The sequence below is a fragment of the Nocardia farcinica genome (genome assembly GCF_001182745.1).
Lineage (GTDB): Bacteria > Actinomycetota > Actinomycetes > Mycobacteriales > Mycobacteriaceae > Nocardia > Nocardia farcinica.
Window position 1 is genome coordinate 2,197,354 of sequence record NZ_LN868938.1, and the last position, 21,119, is coordinate 2,218,472.

The 21,119-nt window shown below is 70.5% G+C and carries 17 protein-coding genes; 8 read left to right on the forward strand and 9 right to left on the reverse strand.

What is annotated here, in order from left to right; translation table 11 throughout:
• Positions 1-229 precede the first annotated feature (229 nt).
• Both AMO33_RS10735 and AMO33_RS10740 read left to right on the forward strand, forming a co-directional pair.
• Positions 230-763 (forward strand): DinB family protein, encoded by a 534-nt coding sequence (locus tag AMO33_RS10735; RefSeq protein ID WP_060593420.1) that lies wholly within the window; start codon positions 230-232, stop codon positions 761-763.
• The gene (locus AMO33_RS10740) at positions 760-1,101 is read left to right on the forward strand and encodes a DUF1844 domain-containing protein (RefSeq protein ID WP_011208443.1); all 342 of its coding nucleotides are present in this window, start codon (positions 760-762) and stop codon (positions 1,099-1,101) included. Before AMO33_RS10735 ends, AMO33_RS10740 begins: the two co-directional genes overlap by 4 nt.
• Before the next feature lie 556 nt (positions 1,102-1,657).
• Here AMO33_RS10740 and uvrA read toward each other — a convergent pair.
• Positions 1,658-4,684, reverse strand: coding sequence for an excinuclease ABC subunit UvrA (uvrA, locus tag AMO33_RS10745; protein WP_060592383.1), 3,027 nt, complete (start codon positions 4,682-4,684; stop codon positions 1,658-1,660).
• 303 nt (positions 4,685-4,987) lie between these two features.
• Between uvrA and AMO33_RS10750 the strand changes: the two genes are divergently transcribed.
• Positions 4,988-5,611 (forward strand): response regulator, encoded by a 624-nt coding sequence (locus AMO33_RS10750; RefSeq protein ID WP_011208441.1) that lies wholly within the window; start codon positions 4,988-4,990, stop codon positions 5,609-5,611.
• Between the two features lie 5 nt (positions 5,612-5,616).
• Here the strand turns inward: AMO33_RS10750 and AMO33_RS10755 are convergent, their stop codons facing one another.
• Positions 5,617-6,393, reverse strand: a complete 777-nt coding sequence (locus AMO33_RS10755; protein ID WP_060592385.1) for a sigma 54 modulation/S30EA ribosomal C-terminal domain-containing protein — start codon at positions 6,391-6,393, stop codon at positions 5,617-5,619.
• A 114-nt stretch (positions 6,394-6,507) separates the two neighbouring features.
• Positions 6,508-7,677, reverse strand: coding sequence for a beta-ketoacyl synthase N-terminal-like domain-containing protein (locus AMO33_RS10760; RefSeq protein ID WP_060593421.1), 1,170 nt, complete (start codon positions 7,675-7,677; stop codon positions 6,508-6,510).
• A 200-nt stretch (positions 7,678-7,877) separates the two neighbouring features.
• Here AMO33_RS10760 and AMO33_RS10765 point away from each other — a divergent pair, with 200 nt between their 5' ends.
• Positions 7,878-9,206: a diguanylate cyclase domain-containing protein gene (locus AMO33_RS10765; protein ID WP_011208438.1), complete on the forward strand. Its 1,329-nt coding sequence runs from the start codon at positions 7,878-7,880 to the stop codon at positions 9,204-9,206.
• Positions 9,207-9,353: 147 nt separating this feature from the next.
• Positions 9,354-11,651: a HelD family protein gene (locus AMO33_RS10770; protein WP_060592387.1), complete on the forward strand. Its 2,298-nt coding sequence runs from the start codon at positions 9,354-9,356 to the stop codon at positions 11,649-11,651.
• Positions 11,652-11,716: 65 nt separating this feature from the next.
• On the opposite strand, the gene AMO33_RS10775 is transcribed toward AMO33_RS10770, so the two are convergent.
• On the reverse strand, positions 11,717-12,169 hold the full coding sequence (locus AMO33_RS10775) for a universal stress protein (protein WP_011208436.1): 453 nt from the start codon (positions 12,167-12,169) through the stop codon (positions 11,717-11,719).
• A 453-nt stretch (positions 12,170-12,622) separates the two neighbouring features.
• A complete protein-coding gene (locus AMO33_RS10780) occupies positions 12,623-13,471 on the reverse strand; it encodes a helix-turn-helix domain-containing protein (RefSeq protein WP_060592388.1) in 849 nt (282 codons plus the stop codon).
• 98 nt (positions 13,472-13,569) lie between these two features.
• Between AMO33_RS10780 and AMO33_RS10785 the strand changes: the two genes are divergently transcribed.
• Complete coding sequence (locus AMO33_RS10785; RefSeq protein WP_060592391.1) at positions 13,570-14,040, forward strand: VOC family protein; 471 nt, start codon at positions 13,570-13,572, stop codon at positions 14,038-14,040.
• Positions 14,041-14,115: 75 nt separating this feature from the next.
• On the opposite strand, the gene uvrB is transcribed toward AMO33_RS10785, so the two are convergent.
• Positions 14,116-16,281, reverse strand: a complete 2,166-nt coding sequence (gene uvrB, locus AMO33_RS10790) for an excinuclease ABC subunit UvrB (protein WP_011208433.1) — start codon at positions 16,279-16,281, stop codon at positions 14,116-14,118.
• Between the two features lie 225 nt (positions 16,282-16,506).
• On the opposite strand from uvrB, the gene AMO33_RS10795 reads away from it, so the two are divergent.
• Positions 16,507-17,028, forward strand: a complete 522-nt coding sequence (locus tag AMO33_RS10795) for a DUF402 domain-containing protein (RefSeq protein WP_060592392.1) — start codon at positions 16,507-16,509, stop codon at positions 17,026-17,028.
• 67 nt (positions 17,029-17,095) lie between these two features.
• Here AMO33_RS10795 and AMO33_RS10800 read toward each other — a convergent pair whose 3' ends face one another.
• Together AMO33_RS10800 and coaE are read right to left on the reverse strand one after the other, a co-directional pair.
• Positions 17,096-17,536 carry a hypothetical protein gene (locus AMO33_RS10800; RefSeq protein WP_060592394.1) on the reverse strand — a complete coding sequence of 147 codons (441 nt, stop codon included), beginning with the start codon at positions 17,534-17,536 and terminating at the stop codon, positions 17,096-17,098.
• 118 nt (positions 17,537-17,654) lie between these two features.
• Positions 17,655-18,806 (reverse strand): dephospho-CoA kinase, encoded by a 1,152-nt coding sequence (coaE, locus tag AMO33_RS10805; protein WP_060592396.1) that lies wholly within the window; start codon positions 18,804-18,806, stop codon positions 17,655-17,657.
• Between the two features lie 299 nt (positions 18,807-19,105).
• Between coaE and AMO33_RS30300 the strand changes: the two genes are divergently transcribed.
• Positions 19,106-19,312 (forward strand): hypothetical protein, encoded by a 207-nt coding sequence (locus AMO33_RS30300; RefSeq protein WP_076573604.1) that lies wholly within the window; start codon positions 19,106-19,108, stop codon positions 19,310-19,312.
• A 161-nt stretch (positions 19,313-19,473) separates the two neighbouring features.
• Here AMO33_RS30300 and rpsA read toward each other — a convergent pair whose 3' ends face one another.
• On the reverse strand, positions 19,474-20,937 hold the full coding sequence (rpsA, locus tag AMO33_RS10810; protein ID WP_011208428.1) for a 30S ribosomal protein S1: 1,464 nt from the start codon (positions 20,935-20,937) through the stop codon (positions 19,474-19,476).
• Positions 20,938-21,119: the final 182 nt, after the last annotated feature.

A 21,119-nucleotide genomic window follows, 5' to 3' on the forward strand; every position in this document is an offset into this window, starting at 1 on the left:
ATCGACTCTCGCACATCTCTCCCGTGCGAGAAACCCACCGGATCGGCGGGCGACCGGACCGTTTCACCAGTGCGATTGCTCGCCGGCAACGGTGGGAGTCGGGCTCCACTTGTCGGCCCCAGCGCAGCCGGGGCGGTCGTCGGCAAAAAGTTTAGCATCGCGGCAGTCGAACACCGAATCGGCGGATATTCCGTTGCCGGGGCAGCCGACGGGTGGCACGCTCGGCCGCGTGTCGACCACCCCGCGCGCGCTGCTGCGCAGCCAGTTCGAGCTGACCTGGGCACTGGCCGAGGTCCACCTCGATCCGCTCACCGACGACGACGCGCACTTCGCGCCCGCCGAGCTGATCTGGACAGTACACCGCGGCCCGGACGACCACTGGCGGCCGGACTGGGCCGACACCGAACCCGACCCGATCCCGGTGCCCACCATCGCCTGGCTCACCTGGCACATCGACTGGTGGTGGAGCAGCGCGCTGGCGCACGTGCGCGGGCGCGAACCGGCGCCCCGCGACCAGGTCCACTGGGCGGGCAGCGCGGCGGCGGCGGTGGCCCGGCTGCGCGAGCTGCACGCGGCCTGGACGGAGTGGCTGGGCACCGACGAGGTGGACCTGGAGGCGCCCTCGGCCTACCCGTGGCCCGCCGAGGCCGGGCTCACCGTGGCGCACACCGCGGCGTGGGTGAACGCGGAACTGATGAAGAACGTCGCGGAGATCGGGCAGCTGCGGTTGCTGCGGGCGGCGCGGCTAGCCTGTCGTCCATGACTGACGAGCTCGATGATTCCGTGCGCGAACTGGCCGACATTCCCGCGGTCGAGGTGATCAGCCGCGCGGCCGTGATGCTGATGAGTTCGGCGGCAGAGAAGCTGGGGCTCGCCGACGAGGACCCGGACAACAGCCCGCGCAAGGATCTGGACGAGGCGCGCCGGGTGATCACGGCGCTGGCCGGGCTGGTGACCGCGTCGGTGGAATATCTGGGGCCGCACGCGGGGCCGATCCGCGACGGGCTGCAATCGCTGCAGCGGGCCTTCCGGGAGGCTTCGGCGCATCCCGACGAGCCGGGCAAGGGACCGGGCGAGAAGTACACCGGACCCGTCTACTGAACCGAAGCGGGCGGGGCGGCCTCGTGAGCAGCCCCGCCCGGCGGGTCACACCGTCGGGATGGGCGGGGGCGTGACCGAGATCGAGGAGCCCGAGGCGAGCATGTTCGCCAGGGCGGTGAGCAGGCTGCCGAGGCCGGCGCTTCCGGTGTCCATGGGTGGTCGTTCCTTTCGTGGGGGAACCCGCTCAGGCGGGCGAGCCCGGGATGTAGTTGATCGACGAGCCGCTGCCCAGGAACCCGAGAACCATCTCGAGGATGGCGGCGATGTCCACGCCCTCCATAGCTGATTTCCTTTCTTGTCCCCCGGCCACCGTCACCGGGGTGGAGCTCGGTCGAGACACCCCCGCGCACGGCGCCGGGTCCGTTTACCGCGACTGTCCGGAACGATCCCGGACACGGTGAGCCGATCTTACACATCAGCATTTCACTTTCGCCCGGTTTGTCGGCGGGGTCGATCCGATCCGCCGCGTCCGGCATCCGCCCACCGGACGGCGAACACCGGCGGCCCGGCACACCGTCGTGTACCGGGCCGCCGGAACGGGCTCGCGGGCGGCGCGTCAGCGCAACGCCGCCGCCTTCCTGGCCAGCCGCTTGGCCGCCGCCGTCTCCGGCGGAGCAGGCACGGTCCGCTTCTTCACCGTGCCCGACTCCCCGGCCGCCTTCTTCGCCGCCGCCTTCTTCGCGGCTGCCTGCTTCGCGGCCGCACTCTTGGGCGCCGGTGCGGTTTCCGCCTGTGCCAGCACCTCTTTGAGGAACTGGCCGGTGTAGCTGTCCGGCACCGCCGCGACATCCTCTGGCGTGCCCTCGGCAACCACCGTGCCGCCGCCGGAACCGCCCTCCGGGCCCATGTCGATCACCCAGTCGGAGGTCTTGATGACGTCCAGGTTGTGCTCGATGACGATGACGGTGTTGCCCTTGTCCACCAGCCCGTTGATCACCGCGAGCAGCTTGCGGATGTCCTCGAAGTGCAGGCCGGTGGTCGGCTCGTCGAGGATGTAGATGGTGCGCCCGGCCGACCGCTTCTGCAGTTCGGCGGCCAGCTTCACGCGCTGGGCCTCGCCGCCGGACAGGGTCGGGGCGGGCTGGCCGAGCCGCACGTAGCCGAGCCCGACGTCGACGAGGGTCTTGAGGTAGCGGTGGATCGAGGTGACCGGCTCGAAGAACTCGGCCGCCTCCTCGATGGGCATGTCCAACACCTCGGCGATGGTCTTGCCCTTGTAGTGCACCTCCAGGGTTTCCCGGTTGTAGCGCGCGCCGTGGCACACCTCGCACGGGACGTAGACGTCGGGCAGGAAGTTCATCTCGATCTTCAGCGTGCCGTCGCCCGAGCAGGCCTCGCACCGGCCGCCCTTGACGTTGAACGAGAACCGGCCCGGCTGGTAGCCGCGCACCTTCGCCTCGGTGGTGGCCGCGAACAGCGTGCGGATCTTGTCGAAGACGCCGGTGTAGGTGGCCGGGTTGGAGCGCGGGGTCCGCCCGATCGGCGACTGGTCGACCCGCACCAGCTTGTCGAGCTGGTCCAGCCCGTTGACCCGGGTGTGCCTGCCGGGCACCTGGCGGGCGCCGTTGAGTTTGTTCGCCAGCACGGTGGCCAGGATGTCGTTGACCAGCGTCGACTTACCCGAGCCGGACACGCCGGTCACCGAGGTGAGCACGCCGAGCGGGAACGAGACGTCGATACCCTTGAGGTTGTGCTCGGTCGCACCCACGACGGTGAGCTTGCGCTTGCGGTCGATCGGGCGGCGCACCATCGGCACCTCGATCCGCTTGTGCCCGGCCAGGTACGCGCCGGTCAGCGAATCGGTGTTGGCGAGCAGGTCCGGGTACGGGCCGCTGTGCACCACGCGGCCGCCGTGCTCACCGGCGAGCGGGCCGATGTCGACCACCCAGTCCGAGGCGCGGATGGTGTCCTCGTCGTGCTCGACCACGATCAGGGTGTTGCCCAGGTTCTTCAACCGGGTCAGCGTCTCGATCAGGCGGCGGTTGTCGCGCTGGTGCAGGCCGATGGACGGCTCGTCGAGCACGTAGAGCACGCCGACCAGGCCGGAACCGATCTGGGTGGCCAGCCGGATGCGCTGCGCCTCGCCGCCGGACAGCGTCGCCGCGGCCCGCGAGAGCGTGAGGTATTCCAGGCCGACGTCGAGCAGGAAGCCCAGCCGTGCCTGCACCTCCTTGAGCACCTGCCCGGCGATCGCGGCCTCGCGCTCGCCCAGGGTGAGCCCGTTCAGGAAGGCCGAGCAGTCACCGATGGACAGGTCGCTGACCTCGGCGATCGACTTCTTCTCCGACCCGGCGGCCAGGGTGACGGCCAGGATCTCCGGCCGCAGCCGCGCCCCCTTGCACACCGGGCACGGGATGTCGCGCATGTAGCCCTCGTAGTGCTCCTTCATCTGCTCGGACTCGGTGTTGTCCATGCGCCGGTGCAGGAAGGGCATCACGCCCTCGAAGTCGGCGTAGTAGGAGCGCTTGCGGCCGTACCGGTTGGTGTAGGAGACGTGCACCTGGTCGGAGCTGCCCTCGAGCACGGCCTTGCGCGCCTTGGCGGGCAGGTCCTTCCACGGGGTGTCCATCGAGAACCCGATGGCCTCGGCCAGGCCGGTGAGCAGCCGGGTGAAGTACTCGGCGGTCTGCCCGCGCGACCACGGCGCGATGGCACCCTCGGCCAGGCTCAGCTCCGGATCGGGCACCACCAGGTCGGGATCGACCTCCTTGCGGATGCCCAGGCCCGCGCAGTCCGGGCAGGCGCCGTACGGCGAGTTGAAGGAGAACGAGCGCGGTTCGAGATCCTCGATGTCGAGCGGGTGCCCGTTGGGACAGGCCAGCCGCTCGGAGAACCGGCGCTCGCGATCGTGGGCGTTCTCGTCACGGTCGACGAAGTCGAGCACCACGATGCCGTCGGCCAGCCGCAGCGCCGTCTCGATGGAGTCGGTCAGGCGCTGCTTGGAGCTCGGCTTGACGGTGAGGCGGTCGACGACCACCTCGACGTCGTGCTTCTCCTGCTTCTTCAGCTTGGGCGGATCGGTGAGCGGATACACCACGCCGTCGACCCGCACCCGCGAATAGCCCTGGGTGTTGAGCTGGTCGAACAGGTCGACGAACTCGCCCTTGCGGGTGCGCACCACCGGCGCGAGCACCTGGAACTTGGTGCCCTCGGGCATCTCCAGCACCTGGTCGACGATCTGCTGCGGGGTCTGCTTGGCGATGAGGTGACCGCAGACCGGGCAGTGCGGCGTACCCGCGCGGGCGTAGAGCAGGCGCAGGTAGTCGTAGACCTCGGTGATGGTGCCGACGGTGGAGCGCGGGTTGCGGTTGGTGGACTTCTGGTCGATCGACACCGCGGGTGAGAGGCCCTCGATGAAGTCGACGTCGGGCTTGTCCATCTGGCCCAGGAACTGCCGGGCGTAGGCCGACAGCGATTCCACGTAGCGGCGCTGCCCCTCGGCGAAGATGGTGTCGAAGGCGAGGCTCGATTTTCCCGATCCGGACAGACCGGTGAACACGATCATGCTGTCGCGGGGCAGATCGAGGTCGACCCCCTTCAGGTTGTGCTCCCGAGCTCCGCGCACAGTGAGGCGTTCCGCCACCAGGTGAGTCCCTTCTCGATCGTGTACGGCCGTCCAGACATACCCCCGCTCGCCATGCTAGGCGCGACCACCGACAAGTTTTCGCCGCTCGGGTCCGCGGGCGCGCGCGACCACCCGGCGCACCGCGCACGGGCCACGGGCGTGCCGGTCCGCTTCCGTGCAGCAACGCGCGCGCTCCCGGCATTCCCGGCCCGCCGCCGCCGGTCCGCCCGCCCCGTCCCGGTGCGCCCGCCGCGGACGCGAGATACGGTGAGCCGGTGGGCCATTCACCCGCCCACGGTGAACCGGTCAGGAGGGGGTCGTGTGCTCTCGGTGTTTCTCGTCGACGACCACGAGATCGTCCGGCGCGGCTTGATCGACCTGCTCGACAGCGACCCCGACCTGCGGGTGATCGGCGAGGCGGGCGATGTGGCGAACGCCATGGCCGGGATCAGGGCCACCCGCCCGGACGTCGCGGTGCTCGACGTGCGGCTGCCCGACGGCAACGGCATCGAACTGTGCCGCGACCTGCTCGCCGAGCTGGACGGCCTGCACTGCCTGATCCTCACCTCCTACACCGACGAGCACGCCATGCTCGACGCCATCCTGGCCGGCGCGTCCGGCTACGTGGTCAAGGACATCAAGGGCATGGAGCTGGCGGAGGCGATCAAGGCCGTCGGCGCCGGGCGTTCGCTGCTGGACAACCGCGCCGCCGAGACGCTCGAGGCGCGGCTGCGCGGCGCCGAGGGACCGCTGGCCGATCTCACCGAGCAGGAACGCAAGCTGCTGGCGCTGCTCGGCGAGGGCCTGACGAACCGGCAGATCGCCGCGCGCATGTTCCTGGCCGAGAAGACGGTGAAGAACTACGTCTCGCGGCTGCTGGCCAAGCTCGGGATGGAACGGCGTACCCAGGCCGCGGTGCTCGCCACCCGGCTGCGGGACCGCTGATCGGCTCAGGCGGGTACCACGATGGTCAGGTCGCCGTCGTAGCGGCGGTAGAGCAGCCGTCCGCGGTGGGTGCGCACGTCGGTGAAGAACAGGTGCGGCAGGCCGTGCCGGCACAGGTGGGCGGCCGCCTCGGATTCGGTGAGCACCGGGGCCGGTTCCGGGCGCACGTGCACCGCGAGGGCCTCGCCGGCCCGCGGGGTGCGGGCGGGCACGGTGGTGGCGCACTGCCGGGTCAGGCGCACCGCATGCGGTTCGGCCCAGGAGACCAGCGCGTCCTCGCCGGTGTCGGAATCGGTGAACAGATGCGCGTCGTAGTCCATCGCGTCCATCATCTCGACGGCCTCGGCGGGCGTGCCGATCAGCAGGGCGCACCGCTTGCGCCGCACGATCGGCCGGGCCGGACCGGCCTCGGCCAGCGGCGGTCGGGCCGGATCGGGCCATTCGCGGCCGCGCCGGGCGGCCAGCCGGGTCAACTGCCGGTCCAGCCGCTCCACCGCGAAGGTCACCGCGAACCCGCGCGGACCGGTGACCTGCACGCGGGCCTGTGTGTGCGGGAGCCGCACATTGGCCTGCACGACGTTGGGCCGGTCGCGATCGGCGGGCGCGGTGATCCGGACCCGGGCAGGCAGATCGAGGTGGTGGCGGCGCAGCACCCGGCCGATCGCGCGGACCGCGCGGGTCACGTCGGCCGGGGCGACGTCGCCGCGGGTGGTCACCGCCAGATCGGGGTCGGCGGCGCTGGACCAGTGCTCGGAGAAGGACACCGCTCGCGTCGTGCTCATGGGACACCCCTGCTCTGTAACCGCCCGGTCGGGCTCATCTCACCCCGGCGGCGGGCGCGCGAACAGGGCCGAAAGTCCTCGAACCGAACACTGCGCTGTGCGAGCCCGGATGACTCAGTGCGGCGGGCCGAGCACCAGCATCGAGTTGTGGCCGCCCATCCCGAGCGAGGATTTCAGCGTGAGTCCGTCCACCAGCGGGGTTGGCCCGTCCAGCAGGCGCGGGTGGGCGGGCGCGACGACGGGGGCGGCGGGCACCACCCCGCGCTCGTAGGCCAGTGCGGCGACGGCCAGTTCCACCGCGCCCGACGCGCCCTGACTGTGCCCGGTGAGCGGTTTGAGCGCGTACAGGTGCGGGCGATCGGCGAACACGTCGGCGACGAGGTGGCGTTCGGCGAGATCGCACTGCCTGGTGCCGGTGCCGTGCGCGTTGACGTAGGCGATGTCCTCGGGCCGCACGCCCGCCTGTGCCAGCGCCCGGCGCGCGCAGTCGACGATGTGGGTGTGCTCGGGGTCGATGGACACCACGTGATGGGCGTCGTTGGTCATCGCCGCGCCGAGCACCCGGGCGTAGGGCCTGCCGTTGTCGCGCCCGATCACGAAGGCCACCGACGCCTCGCCGAAGACGAATCCGCGGCTGCCTTCCTGGAAGGGGCGGCAGGCGGTCAGCGGGTCGGCGTCGGTCACCGCGGCGCCGAGACGCACGAACCGCTCGACCATGTCGGGGGTGCCGGACAGGTCGGAGGTCACCACCACGACGTCGTCGGCGAGGCCCGCGTCCAGCCACAGCCGCGCGGTGAGTACCGCAGCATTGGCCGAACTGCACGCCGCGGAGACGTTCATGGTGGGGCCGTGGAAACCGAACTCCCGCATGGCGAGCGCGATCGGGGTGGACGGCAAGAGGCCGAGATAGCCCCGGGAGGTGCGGTCGGCTTCGTCGAGGGTGTGGAAATCGCGCCAGCCGCGCACGTCGCCGAGCACGATCGCGTGGATCAGGCCGACGGTGCGGCCCGGTCGCCAGTCCCGAGCGCGGGCGTCGGCGACGGCCTCGCGGACCGCGGCCAGCACCGCCCGGGCGTACCGGTCGTCACCGGTGCCGGGATCGCCGCCCTCGGGCACCAGCGCGACCCACGCCTGCTCGTCGCGGCCGGGCCCGTAGCCCGGGTGCGGGGCGGCGGCCGGCTGCCCGGTCAGCAACCCCCGCCACAGCGCTTCGGTCCCCCAGCCGTACGGGGTGACCGCGCCCATGCCCACGATCGACAGTCCGCGCGATCGATCCGCCCGCATCGTCCCCTCCTTCGCCGGGCCCCGCCCGTACCCGTCCGCGCGCTCGCCGAGCGCCGGTGTCATGATCGTCCCCGGCACGACAACCGACACGAGATGTGATCTGGACAACAGCGAAGACCGTGTGATCTCGTGCACGTCGATACCAGAATGAACCCGTGCCGCCATGACCATACGGGGGTCTACGATCGGGGGTCGACGAGGTGGGTGAGGAGCAGACGAACGACGCGGTCGACGCCGAGCAGCTCGCCCAGCGCTACCGCGCGCTGGTGGAGCACACACCGGACGGGATCTGCGTGCACGAGCACGGGGTCATCGTCTACGTCAACCATGCCACCGCGCGGTTGCTCGGGGCCCGCACCGCCGACGATCTGGTCGGCCGTCCGCTGACCGACTTCGTCCACCCGGAATCCGTGCCGGGCATGCTCGAACGCATCGGCAAGCTCACCACCGCGGGCGCGGCCTCCCAGCCCACCGAGATGGAGCTGGTGCGAGTCGACGGCGGCACCGTCCCGGTCGAGACCGTCTCGGTGCTCACCCCCTGGCACGACCACTACGCCTACCAGGTGGTGATCCACGACCTCACCGCCCAGCGCGCCGCCGAGGACGCCCAGCGCCGCGCCGAACAGCATTTCACCGCGGTGGTCGAACAGCTGGAGGAAGGCGTGGTGGTGATCGCGCGCGGCGGGGTGATCGAGTCGGCCAATCCGGCGGCGCTGCGCATCTTCGGCGCCGACGAACGCTACGGCGACCTGGTCGGCTACTCGATCGACGACCTGCCGCTCACCCTGTTGGACGCCAACGGCAAACCGCTCCCGGTGACCAGGCATCCGATGGCACGCACGCTGGCGACCGGCGAGGCGTTCACCGGCTACGTCTTCGGGATCGACCGCCGCGACGGGCAGCGGCGCTGGCTCTCGGGCAGCAGCAGGTTGCTCAATCCGGGCGATCCGTACTCCCCTGCGGTGTCCTCGTTCTCCGACATCACCGAATTCCGCGCCAGCCGAAGGCAATTGGAGTACCAGGCCACGCACGACTCGCTGACCGGCCTGGCGAACCGCTCGCTGATCCTCTCCCAGCTGGCCGGCGCGCTGGCCGCCAGCGACGACCTGCCGGTCGCCACCGTGCTGTTCATCGACCTGGACGGCTTCAAATCGATCAACGACACGCTCGGCCACGCCATCGGCGACACGGTGTTGCAGATCGTGGCGCAGCGCCTGCAACGCGCGCTGCGCTCGGAGGACCTGGTGGGCAGGCTGGGCGGCGACGAATTCCTGGTGCTGCTGGCGAACGGGCCCGGCCCGCTCGACCTCGACGCCCTGGTGGCGCGGCTGCGCGCGACGATGGCCGAGCCGATCGTCGCGCGCGGGCACCGCATCCAGGTGCGCGCCTCGATCGGCGTCACCGAGCTCGAGCCCGGCGACAACCGCACCCCGGAAGCGGTGCTGCACGACGCCGACGTGGCGATGTACCGGGCCAAACCGCCCGGGCACCGCGACAGTGCCGTCGCCGACTCCTCGCACGTGTCCTGACCACGCCCCGGGCGGTGCCGACGGCGCGCCCGGCGAACTCCCAGTAGACTCGACAACTCTGTTTTCCGCCGGGCGCGCCGGGGTCGGCCCACCGGCCACGCGCGGTGTTCCCTGCCCGGGAGCAGCGGCATCGAGAAGGAGTTCAGTGTGCCCGACCGCCTCACCCAGGACCGCGACGCGACCGACGCCGCGGCCGACCGCGACCGTGAGATCGACCGCGAGCAGGCCTACCTGTCGGTGCTCTACGAACGGCTCGACGCGATGCGCGCCTACGCGCAGAACCGGCTGCGCACCGTGCTGCTGGAGAACGGCGGCGCCCCGCAGGCGCGCAGCGAACGCGAGTCGTTCACCCAGCTCTACACCGAGGACCTGGCCAAGTACGACGCGGCCGAGCACGGCCTGTGCTTCGGGCGCATCGACCTGGCCGAGGAGGACGAGCCCCGTTACATCGGCAGGCTCGGCATCCTCGACGAACGCGACGACTACGCCACCCTGCTGCTGGACTGGCGCGCGCCGCTGGCCCGCCCGTTCTACCTGGCCACCACCGCCGCGCCGGACGGGGTGACCCGGCGCAGGCACATCCGCACCCGCAACCGCTCGGTGACCGCGATCAACGACGAGTACCTCGATCTGGACGCGGCGCAGCGGGCCGGAATGGTGGAGTCCGACGGCGGCGTCGGCAGCGAGAGCGCGCTGCTGGCCGCGCTCAACGCCGCCCGCACCGGGCACATGACCGACATCGTCGAGACCATCCAGAGCGAGCAGGACGCGATCATCCGCTCCGAGCACAAGAGCGTGCTGGTGGTGCAGGGCGGGCCGGGCACCGGCAAGACCGCGGTGGCGCTGCACCGGGCCGCGTACCTGCTCTACAACTACCGTCAACAGCTGGCCAAGAGCGGTGTGCTGATCGTCGGGCCGAACGCCACCTTCCTCGACTACATCGGCCAGGTGCTGCCCTCGCTCGGCGAGACCGGCGTGCTGCTGTCCACCATCGGCGACCTGTATCCGGGGGTGAAGGCGACCAGGACCGACACCCTGCGCGCGGGCGAGATCAAGGGCTCGCTGCGGATCCTCGAGGTGCTCAAGCAGGCGGTGCGCGACCGGCAGGAGGTGCCCGCGCAGCCGATCGAGCTCAGCTTCGACGGCTATCCGGTGCGGCTGGACAAGAAGATCGCCACCAAGGCCCGCGGCCGGGCCAGGTCCTCGCGCCGCCCGCACAACCTGGCGCGCCCGATCTTCGCCAACTCGGTGATCGACGCGCTCACCGATCAGCTGGCCCAGACGATGGGCGCCGACCTGTCCGGCGGGCCGAGCCTGCTCAGTCGCGCCGATCTGGCCGAGATCCGGGACGAGATGAAATCCGATCCGGCCGTGCAGGCCGCGATCGGGCGGCTGTGGCCGCTGCTCACCCCGCAGCAGGTGCTGGCCGACCTGCTCGCCGATCCGGCGCGGCTGGACCGCGCGGGGGCCTCGCTCACGCCCGAGGAGCGCGCGGAACTGGTGCGGCCCGACACCGGCGAGTTCAGCGCCGCCGACGCCCCGCTGCTCGACGAGCTGGCCGAACTCCTCGGTGTCGACGACACCGAGGAGCGCGAGCGGGCCCGTCGGCGCTGGCGGGCCAAGCTCGCCGAGGCCCAGGACGCGCTGGACATCCTCACCGGTTCGGCGCCGCAGGACCTCGAGGACGATCTGGACCCGGAGATCCTGATGGCCTACGACCTGATCGACGCCTCCCAGCTGGCCGAGCGGCAGGACGTGCGGACCCGGCTGACCGCCGCCGAGCGGGCCGCGGGCGACCGCACCTGGACCTACGGCCACGTCATCGTCGACGAGGCGCAGGAACTGTCGGAGATGGCCTGGCGGATGGTGATGCGACGCATCCCGAACCGTTGGATGACGGTGGTCGGCGACGTCGCCCAGACCGGCGATCCGGCGGGGGCCGCGTCCTGGCAGCAGGTGCTGGAACCCTATGTGGCGCAACGCTGGAAGCTCACCGAGCTGACGGTGAACTACCGCACCCCGGCCGAGATCATGACGGTCGCCGCCGACGTCCTCGCCGCGATCGACCCGGCCGCCACCGCGCCGCGCTCGGTCCGCGAGACCGGGCATCGTCCGCGGGCCGAGCGCGTCACCGAGGCGGAACTGCCCGCCGCGGTCGCGCGGGCGGTGGCCGAGCACCACGGGCCCGGCACCACGGCGGTCATCGCACCGCACGAGCTCACCGACGCGCTGGCGGAGGTGGACGGCGAGGCGGTGCGGGTGCTGACCGTGTCGGAGGTGAAGGGGCTGGAGTTCGACACGGTGCTGCTGGTCGAACCCGCCCGGATCGTCGAGGAGTCACCGCGCGGGCTCAACGATCTCTACGTCGCGCTCACCCGCGCCACCCAGCGCCTGCACGTCCTGCACACCGCCGAGCTGCCGGAGGTACTCGGCGCCCTGGCGTGAGTGGGTGGCGATACCCGACGGCTCCGCACCGCCCGAAGGCGATGCGGAGCCGTGGGGGTCGCGGATCAGCGCACGGTGTGCACGATCAGCACATCGGAGCGCGACTTGCGGGCCACGTCCGACGGTACCGAGCCGAGCAGGCGGCCGGTCAGGGTGTTCAGGCCGCGGTTGCCGACCACCAGCAGATCGGCCTCGGTCTCCTTGACCAGGTTGAGCAGCGACTCGACCGGCTCGCCGACCACCGGGCGCTCGATGATGTTCTTGGCGCCCGAGGCCACCGCCTTGTCGCGCGCGATGCGCAGGATCTCGGTGGTGGGGGCCGAACCGCGCACCTGGTAGGCCTCGTCCTTGAGCACGTCGGCGGCCGCGGCGATCTCCCGATCGTCGGTCGGGTAGTAGGCGCAGGCCACGACGAGGGTGGCGTCCGCGTCGGCCGCCAGGGCGGCGGCCTTCTCGACGGCCACGTACGACGAGTCCGAGCCATCGGTACCGACGACAATGGTCCGGTAGGCGGTCATCTCTCCTCCAACTATGCGGGTCGGGTGCCTGCGCCCGGCGTTCCCGGCATGTCGGGGCTCCGGCGCGGCGACTGCGGTTGACGATAGCCGCTCCGGGTGCGGAAACAGCAGAAATCGCAGCACATCACACTTTCGCCGGTCGCGCCCGGTGCGCGCCGAGCCCGCCCCGGCATTGTGACGCGGCATTGCCTACCTGCGGGGATTCGAATTGGCGGAGGGTATTCCTGTGATTTATCACAAGCGAATCGAAGGTTCTTGCGGCCCTGGGATATTCATCACAGAGCCGAGTGGCGAGGCGGGCCGCCACCCGCCCCAGCGGTCCGGGCTCGGGGGCACCGCGAGCCGTTGACCAGTCCCGTTGCCGCCCCCAGGGCGGTGGCGGAAATTCGGCGAGAATCGGGGCAGGCGTGTCGCGCGCCACCCCCGCATTCCGGCGCGGATATTTCCGGGCACTCACCGGCCGGGCGCGCCCACGGAATCTCCGGCGAGCGCCGCGGAATGCCGCGCGTACTCCGAGGGCGTCATTCCGATCTCGGCGGTGAACTCGCGGGAGAAATGCGCCTGATCGAAATAGCCCAGTTCCACCGCCAGGGTCGCCAAATCGGCCGCCCGGCCCTGCGCGAGCAGATCCGCGCCGTCCTGCAGCCGGTACCGGCGCAGCACCCACTTCGGGCCCGCGCCGACGTAACGGCGGAACATGCGCTGCAACGTCCGCACCGGTACCCCGAAGCGGTCGGTGACCTGGTCGACGCGGGTGAGCGTGCGATCGTGCTCCATCGCGTCCACGATCCGCAGCACCAGCCGGTACACCGGGTCGTCCGTGCCCGCCCGCCGGGCCAGCCAGTCCTCGACCATCGCCTGGCGTTCCTCGTCCGAGTCCGCCGTCAGCACCGCCTCGGGCAGGTCGCCTGCGTCCGGGAACACCTCCCGTATCGGCACACTGCGGTCGCGCAGTGCCCCCACCTCGATCCCGGTGCAGGCGCCGAACCCGCCCGCACGGAAGCGAACCCCGAAAGTCGAACCGACACCGGTCAATTCGCGCACGTACTTGGTGGTGGTGACACCGGTGACGAACGCGCCCGTGCGGGTCGCGCTGCGTTCGAACGTCAGGTTCACGCAGGGGAACGACAACACCTCGGCGCGGTAGGCGGGACGGCCGCGCAGATCCCAGTGCACGATCCAGTACCAGTCGACGAACCGGCCGACCGCGGGCCCGGGCGGGCGCCGCTCCAGGGTGCGGTGCCGGGACTGCTCACGCGGGTGCAGGATCCCCTTCTCCCCCGGGTCGACGGGCCCGCTCACGGTGGCGCCCCTCGATCATCTCCGCTCGCCCGGCCCTGGCTCGCGAATGTCGCCTTCTTACAAGATCGGGCAGGCCGGGCCGCCGCAGACTGGAAACCATGACAGCGAAGGTGAATCCGATCCCCGACGGCTACCACTCCATCACGTGTTTCCTGGCGGTCGACGACGGGGTGAAAGCGATCGATTTCTACCGGGCCGTGTTCGGCGCCGAGGTGCTCAGCCGCAACGACCTGCCCGACGGTCAGCCCGCGCACGCCGAACTGCGCATCGGCGACTCCACCGTCCAGGTCGGCCTGCCCGTGCCCGAGCACGGCGTGCGCGCCCCCAACGGCGAGTGGGTGCACACCTCGATCGTGCACTACTGCCCCGACGTGGACGCGGTGGTCCGCCGCGCCGCCGAGCACGGCGCCCGGTCGGTGGACGAGCCGCAGACGTTCCTCACCGGTGACCGGTTCGCCGCCGTGCTCGATCCGTTCGGCCACCGCTGGGTGGTGATGACCCGGGTGGAGGACGTCTCTCGCGAGGAGGGCGAGCGGCGCGTGCAGGAGTGGCTGGCCACTCAATCCTGACCACCGGCACCGGTCCGCGCCGTGCCGGTTCCGTGGAACCGGCACGGCCACGGCAGCGGGTGACATCGTCGGCGGTCAGCTCAGTCCGGCGGCGTCCATGCCGCGCAGTTCCTTCTTCAGGTCCGCGATCTCGTCGCGCAACCGGCCCGCGAGCTCGAACTGCAGTTCGCGGGCGGCGTTCATCATCTGCGCGGTGAGTTCGGTGACCAGATCGGCCAATTCGGCCCGCGGCATCGACTTCACGTCGCGGCCTTCGATCACCCCCGCGCTCACCGCGCGTCCCGGCTCGCCCTGCGCACGCCGGCCCCGGCTGGCGTTGCGGCCGGAGCCACCGACCTCCACCTCGTCGGCCTCCCGGTACACCTGGTCGAGGATGTCGGCGATCTTCTTGCGCAACGGCTTCGGATCGATGCCCATCTTCTCGTTGTAGGCGATCTGCTTGGCGCGGCGCCGCTCGGTCTCCTCGATGGCGAACTGCATCGAGTCGGTGATCTTGTCGGCGTACATGTGCACCTCGCCGGAGACGTTGCGGGCGGCGCGGCCGATGGTCTGGATGAGGCTGGTGCTGCTGCGCAGGAAGCCCTCCTTGTCGGCGTCCAGGATCGCCACCAGCGAGACCTCGGGCAGGTCGAGACCCTCACGCAGCAGGTTGATGCCGACGAGCACGTCGTATTCGCCCAGCCGCAGCTGCCGCAGCAGCTCCACCCGGCGCAGGGTGTCGATCTCCGAGTGCAGGTACCGCACCCGGACGCCGAGGCCGAGCAGGTAGTCGGTGAGATCCTCGGCCATCTTCTTGGTCAGGGTGGTGACCAGCACGCGCTCGTCGCGCTCGGTGCGCAGGCGGATCTCGTGCACCAGGTCGTCGATCTGGCCCTTGGTCGGCTTCACCACCACCTTCGGGTCCACCAGCCCGGTCGGGCGGATGACCTGCTCGACGACCTCGCCGCCGGTGCGGCCCAGCTCGTAGGGCCCCGGCGTGGCCGACAGGTACACCACCTGGCCGATCCGGTCGGCGAACTCCTCCCAGGTGAGCGGACGGTTGTCGACGGCCGAGGGCAGCCGGAAGCCGTACTCGACGAGGTTGCGCTTGCGCGACATGTCGCCCTCGTACATGCCGCCGATCTGCGGCACGGTGACGTGCGACTCGTCGATGACGAGCAGGAAGTCCTCCGGGAAGTAGTCCAGCAGCGTGGCGGGCGCCGACCCGGCCGGGCGGCCGTCGATGTGGCGCGAGTAGTTCTCGATGCCCGAACAGAAGCCGACCTGGCGGATCATCTCCAGGTCGTACTGGGTGCGCATGCGCAGCCGCTGCGCCTCGAGCAGTTTGCCCTGCCGCTCCAGTTCGGCCAGGCGCTCCTCGAGTTCCTGCTCGATGTCGCGCACGGCGCGCTCCATCCGGTCCGGCCCGGCCACGTAGTGGGTGGCCGGGAAGATGCGCAGGGTGTCGACCTTGCGCACCACGTCACCGGTGAGCGGGTGCAGGTAGTACAGCGCCTCGATCTCGTCGCCGAAGAACTCGATGCGCACCGCGAGTTCCTCGTAGGACGGAATGATCTCGACGGTGTCGCCGCGCACCCGGAACGAGCCGCGGGTGAAGGACAGGTCGTTGCGGGTGTACTGCACGTCGACCAGCAGCCGCAGCAGCGCGTCCCGGTCGACCTCGGTACCCACCTCGAGCTGCACGGAGCGGTCCAGGTAGGACTGCGGGGTGCCCAGGCCGTAGATGCACGACACCGAGGCGACCACCACCACGTCGCGGCGGGACAGCAGGCTCGAGGTCGCCGAGTGGCGCAGGCGCTCCACATCGTCGTTGATCGAGCTGTCCTTCTCGATGTAGGTGTCGGTCTGGGCGATGTAGGCCTCGGGTTGGTAGTAGTCGTAGTAGGAGACGAAGTACTCCACCGCGTTGTGCGGCAGCATCTCGCGCAGTTCGTTGGCCAGCTGCGCGGCCAGCGTCTTGTTCGGCGCCATCACCAGCGTCGGGCGCTGTAGCCGCTCGATCAGCCAGGCGGTGGTTGCCGACTTGCCGGTGCCGGTGGCGCCGAGCAGGACCACGTCCTTCTCGCCGGCCTTGATGCGGCGCTCGAGCTCGTCGATCGCGGCGGGCTGGTCGCCGGCGGGCTGATGTTCGCTGACCACCTGGAAACGCCCCTCGGCGCGCTCGATGGCGCCGACGGGGCGGAACTCCGAATGCGCGAGGGGGGTCTCGCCCTCGGCGGGGATCTCGGTAGCGAAAGCCATGTCACCAGCGTAGGCGTGCGCACCGACAGAAATCGCCCGAGAGGGCCGGACTCCCCTCCTGCCCGGCCCTACTCACGGCGGAGGGATACCGAAACGGAACTCTCGTGCCTGGGCGCGGTCAGGATATCCAGGGCAGCTACCGGCGAGCAACAAATTCAACTCTCAACGATCGAGGCTCCGCCGTCGACCGGCGCCGGTGGCGGGCCGCCGGTAGATTCTCGGTGCATGACGCAGGCATCCGTACACGTGCACCGGCCCAAGGTCGAGCACTTCGACGTGGCGAACCTGACCAACACCGACCCGAAGGGTTTCGTCCGCGCCGTCGAGCGCTACCACGTCGAGCCCTGGGGCCTGTACATGGCGCGCAGCGCCGACCATCCGGAGTTCCACTACCTGGAGTCCTGGCTGCTGCCCGCGCTCGCGGTGCGCGTGACGATCTTCCATTTCCGGCCCGAGCACCGGCGCGATCAGGACTACTACCTGGACCTCGGCGAGTTCACCGAGGTGGCGCCGCAGCGCTGGCAGTCGGTGGACCACTACCTCGACATCGTCGTGCGCTCCGGACGGGCGGCCGAACTGCTCGACGTGGACGAACTGCTCGCCGCGCACGCCGCGGGCCTGCTCTCCGCGGCCGCGGCGCAGGCCGCGATCGAACACGCCACGCGCGCGATCGCCGGTATCGCCGCGCACGGCTACTCGCTGGAGGGCTGGCTGGCGTCCGAGGGCATCACGCTGACCTGGCGCTGAGGCCGACACGACGGCGGCCCGGCGGCGAACCCTCGCCACCGGGCCGCACCACCTCGGGCGGGACCGCTCAGCCCGCGGACAGGCTCGGGAACAGGCTGCCGAGCCCGCTCGCGCCGCACGAGGCGCTGCCGGTGAGGCCGCCGGACCCTTCGGCGACCTGCACGGTCACCGAATCGCTGATCAGCAACTGCCGGGCTTCCAAGCGGTGCGTGCCCGGCGTCGCGGGCTTCCACTTGATGCTCACCTTGTCGCTGAGCAGCGACGGCTTGACCGGGCTGCCCGCGATGGCGGTGCCGTTGTCGGTGAACTTCACCTCGGTGAGCCGGTCGATGTCGACGCGCGCGGTGAGGGTGTAGGTGCAACCGACCGTGTGGTTCTCCCCGGAGACGGTGAGATCACCCACCCACGCCGCGGCGTGCGGCGCGGTGAGGACCGCGGTGGCGAGCATGGCGCCGAAGGCCGATGCGCCGATTCCGGCGCGTCGCAGGTGACGGTGTGCTGCTGTCATGGGCGTTGCCACTTCCTGTCTTCCCGCCCCACTGCTGTGGGGTGAGCGTCAGGCTACACAGGCAGAGGCAAGCCTCGGGCTATTTCTGAAATATTGACGTTTCACCGCGGTCGGGCTGTCAGACCGTGCCGAGCAGCCGCTCGGCCACCTCGGCCAGCCACGGATGCAGCACGGCGTCGAACGCCGCCCCTGCCGCCGCCCCCGCCGAGCCCGCCGCCTCGGCCTCGGCCTTGCGCGCGACGTCGAGATACTCCTCACGCAGCGCGGCATCCGCGCGCAACCGCTCACCCAGCGCACTCGCGAACCGCTGCTCCGGCGTGCCCTCGACACGCACGGCCACCACCGCGGGCCGGCCGGGATCGGCGCTGCCGTGCCAGGCCGCCGCCCGCAACGCACCGGACCCCTCCCCGGACATCGCGGGGAAGCCCGCCGCGCCCAGCGCGTCCCGCAGCCCGGTGGCGGCGGCGGCATCGGCGACGACGATCTGCAGCTCGAGCAGATCCCGCGCGGGCAGATCGGGTACCGCCGTGGGTCCCACGTGCTCGATGCGCGCGGCCGCGGCGCCACCCGCCACCGCCAGCCGGGCGACCAGCCGCTGCGCTTGCGCCTGCCGCTCCGTGTCGACCCGCAACTCCGGCGTGCCCGGCGCGGCCGGTGTGGCCGCGCGCAGGTTCCGCTCGAACGGCACCAGCCTGCGCTCCCACAGCTCCCGCACCACCTGCTCGACCGCGCCCTCGGGGCCGCTGTTGTCGAGCAGGACGTCGGCCACCGCGCGGCGCTGCTCGTCGGTGGCCTGCGCGGCGATCCGCGCCCGCGCGTCGGCCTCGGCGACACCGCGGAATTCGACCAGCCGCCGAATTCGCGTCTCCGCCGGTACATCCACCACGAGCACCAGATTCATCAACGGCGCCAGCCCGTTTTCCACCAGCAGCGGAATATCCTGCACCACGATCGCCTCGGCGGGCGCGGCGCCGATCAATTCCGCCGTGCGCTTGCCGACGAGCGGATGGGTGATGGAATTGAGTTTCGCCCTGGCCGCGTCGTCGGCGAATGCCTTGGCCGCCAGCGCGGGCCGGTCCAGGCTGCCGTCGGCCGCCAGGATGTCGGAGCCGAACGCGGCCACCAGGGCGGCCAGCCCCTCGGTACCCGGCGCCACCACCTCCCGGGCGATCACGTCGGAATCGACGATCACCGCCCCCAGATCGGCGAGAATCCGCGCCACCGTCGACTTGCCCGCTCCCATGCCTCCGGTGAGGCCGATACGCAACATGGGCCCAGTTTCGCATCCCCGCCGTCGGCGTCCGCGCCGGACCACCGTGGCCGGCGTCGCGTTTATCCCGGGCGCGCGGTGGGCAATTTTCTCCCGGGAGCGCGGGCGCGCATTGCCCGTTCCGTGACGGCGCCGAGACCGATTCGCAACATTTCCGGTTCGGCACCCGGCACGAACGGCAAAGTTCCGACACGCCGGGCAATTACTCCAGCAAAATACTCTGCGGTCGAGTTCGGTTCGACTAATCTTCGCCGTGGCGATCCAGGCCGATACCAGCAAGCAAAGGAACACCATTGGGCATGAGTAACAACCAAGCGGGTCGCCACCGCCTGGGTACGCCGGGTCGGGTGCACTGCCTCGAGATCCCCGCCGTCGCGGCCGCGCTCGCCGAGCACCGCCGCTCGTGGTTCACCTCGTTGGTCAGTCCCGCCCGGCACAGCTTCTCCGCGATGCGCCGCCGCCCCGCCATGGCGACGTCGCGCTGGGTACCGGCAGCAGCGAGCTGAGGCCGCTCGCGACGGCACCGTTCCACCCACGTCACGACAAGACCCCGGTCCACACGGACCGGGGTCTTCCGCATCCGAGGGGAATTCCGCGGACGGATACGGCTACCGAACGCGGACGACCCCCGGACCGATCGGTCCGGGGGTCGTCGTGCTCAGTACGCTCAGGCGTTGCCGGAGAGCTTCTCCCGCAGCGCGGCCAGCTGGGCGTCGCTGGCCAGCGAGCCACCGGCGGGCTCGGACTGACCGGCGGACGACTGCGCGCCGCTCTCGGAGGAGTAGTTGCCGCCGCCACCGTTCGCGGCCTCGGCCGCGGCGTCGGCCGCCATCTTCTCCATCTGGGCGGTGTGCATCTTGTGGCGACGCTCGGCCTCGGCGTAGCGCGACTCCCACTCGTCCCGCTGCTTCTCGTAGCCCTCGAGCCATTCGTTGGTCTCGGGGTCGAAGCCCTCGGGGAAGATGTAGTTGCCCTGCTCGTCGTAGCTGTCGGCCATGCCGTACTTCGACGGGTCGAACTCGGGGCTGTAGTCCTCGTTGGCCTGCTTGAGACTCAGCGAGATCCGGCGACGCTCCAGGTCGATGTCGATGACCTTGACCATCGCGTCGTCGCCCACGGCCACGACCTGGTCCGGCACCTCGACGTGGCGCTCGGCCAGCTCGGAGATGTGCACCAGGCCCTCGATGCCCTCCTCGACGCGGACGAACGCGCCGAACGGCACCAGCTTGGTGACCTTGCCCGGCACGATCTGGCCGATCGCGTGGGTGCGGGCGAACTGACGCCACGGGTCTTCCTGGGTGGCCTTGAGCGACAGCGACACGCGCTCGCGGTCCAGGTCGACGTCGAGCACCTCGACGGTGACCTCGTTGCCGACCTCGACGACCTCGGACGGGTGGTCGATGTGCTTCCAGGACAGCTCGGAGACGTGCACCAGGCCGTCCACGCCGCCCAGGTCGACGAAGGCGCCGAAGTTGACGATCGAGGAGACCACACCCTTGCGGACCTGGCCCTTCTGCAGCTGGTGCAGGAACTCGCTGCGGACCTCGGACTGGGTCTGCTCCAGCCAGGCACGACGCGACAGGACCACGTTGTTGCGGTTCTTGTCGAGCTCGATGATCTTGGCCTCGATCTCCTTGCCGACGTACGGCTGCAGATCGCGCACGCGCCGCATCTCGACCAGCGAGGCGGGCAGGAAGCCGCGCAGGCCGATGTCGAGGATCAGGCCGCCCTTGACGACCTCGATGACGGTGCCCTTGACGGCCTCGTCCTTCTCCTTGAGCTCCTCGATGGTGCCCCACGCACGCTCGTACTGCGCCCGCTTCTTCGACAGGATCAGGCGGCCTTCCTTGTCCTCCTTGGTGAGAACGAGGGCCTCGACCTCATCGCCCACGGAAACGACCTCGTTCGGGTCGACATCGTGCTTGATGGAGAGCTCGCGGGAGGGGATGACGCCTTCGGTCTTGTAACCGATGTCGAGCAGGACCTCGTCGCGATCGACCTTGACGATGGTTCCTTCGACGATGTCGCCGTCGTTGAAGTACTTGATCGTGGCGTCGATGGCGGCGAGGAAGTCCTCGGCGGAGCCGATGTCGTTGACGGCTACCTGCGGCGAGGTGACGGTGGTGGGCATGTGTCGGTTTGCTCCGGACGGATTGTGGTCGGTTGCGGACATTGGAACTTTCGGTACGCTGCGTGATCACCGCGACGATGCGACGACGGACACCAAGGAACGTACCGCACTCATCAATGTGTGAAACCCAGCACGGGTGCACTGATCTTCAGTACGCTGTGACGGCGAACCGCCTGAACGGA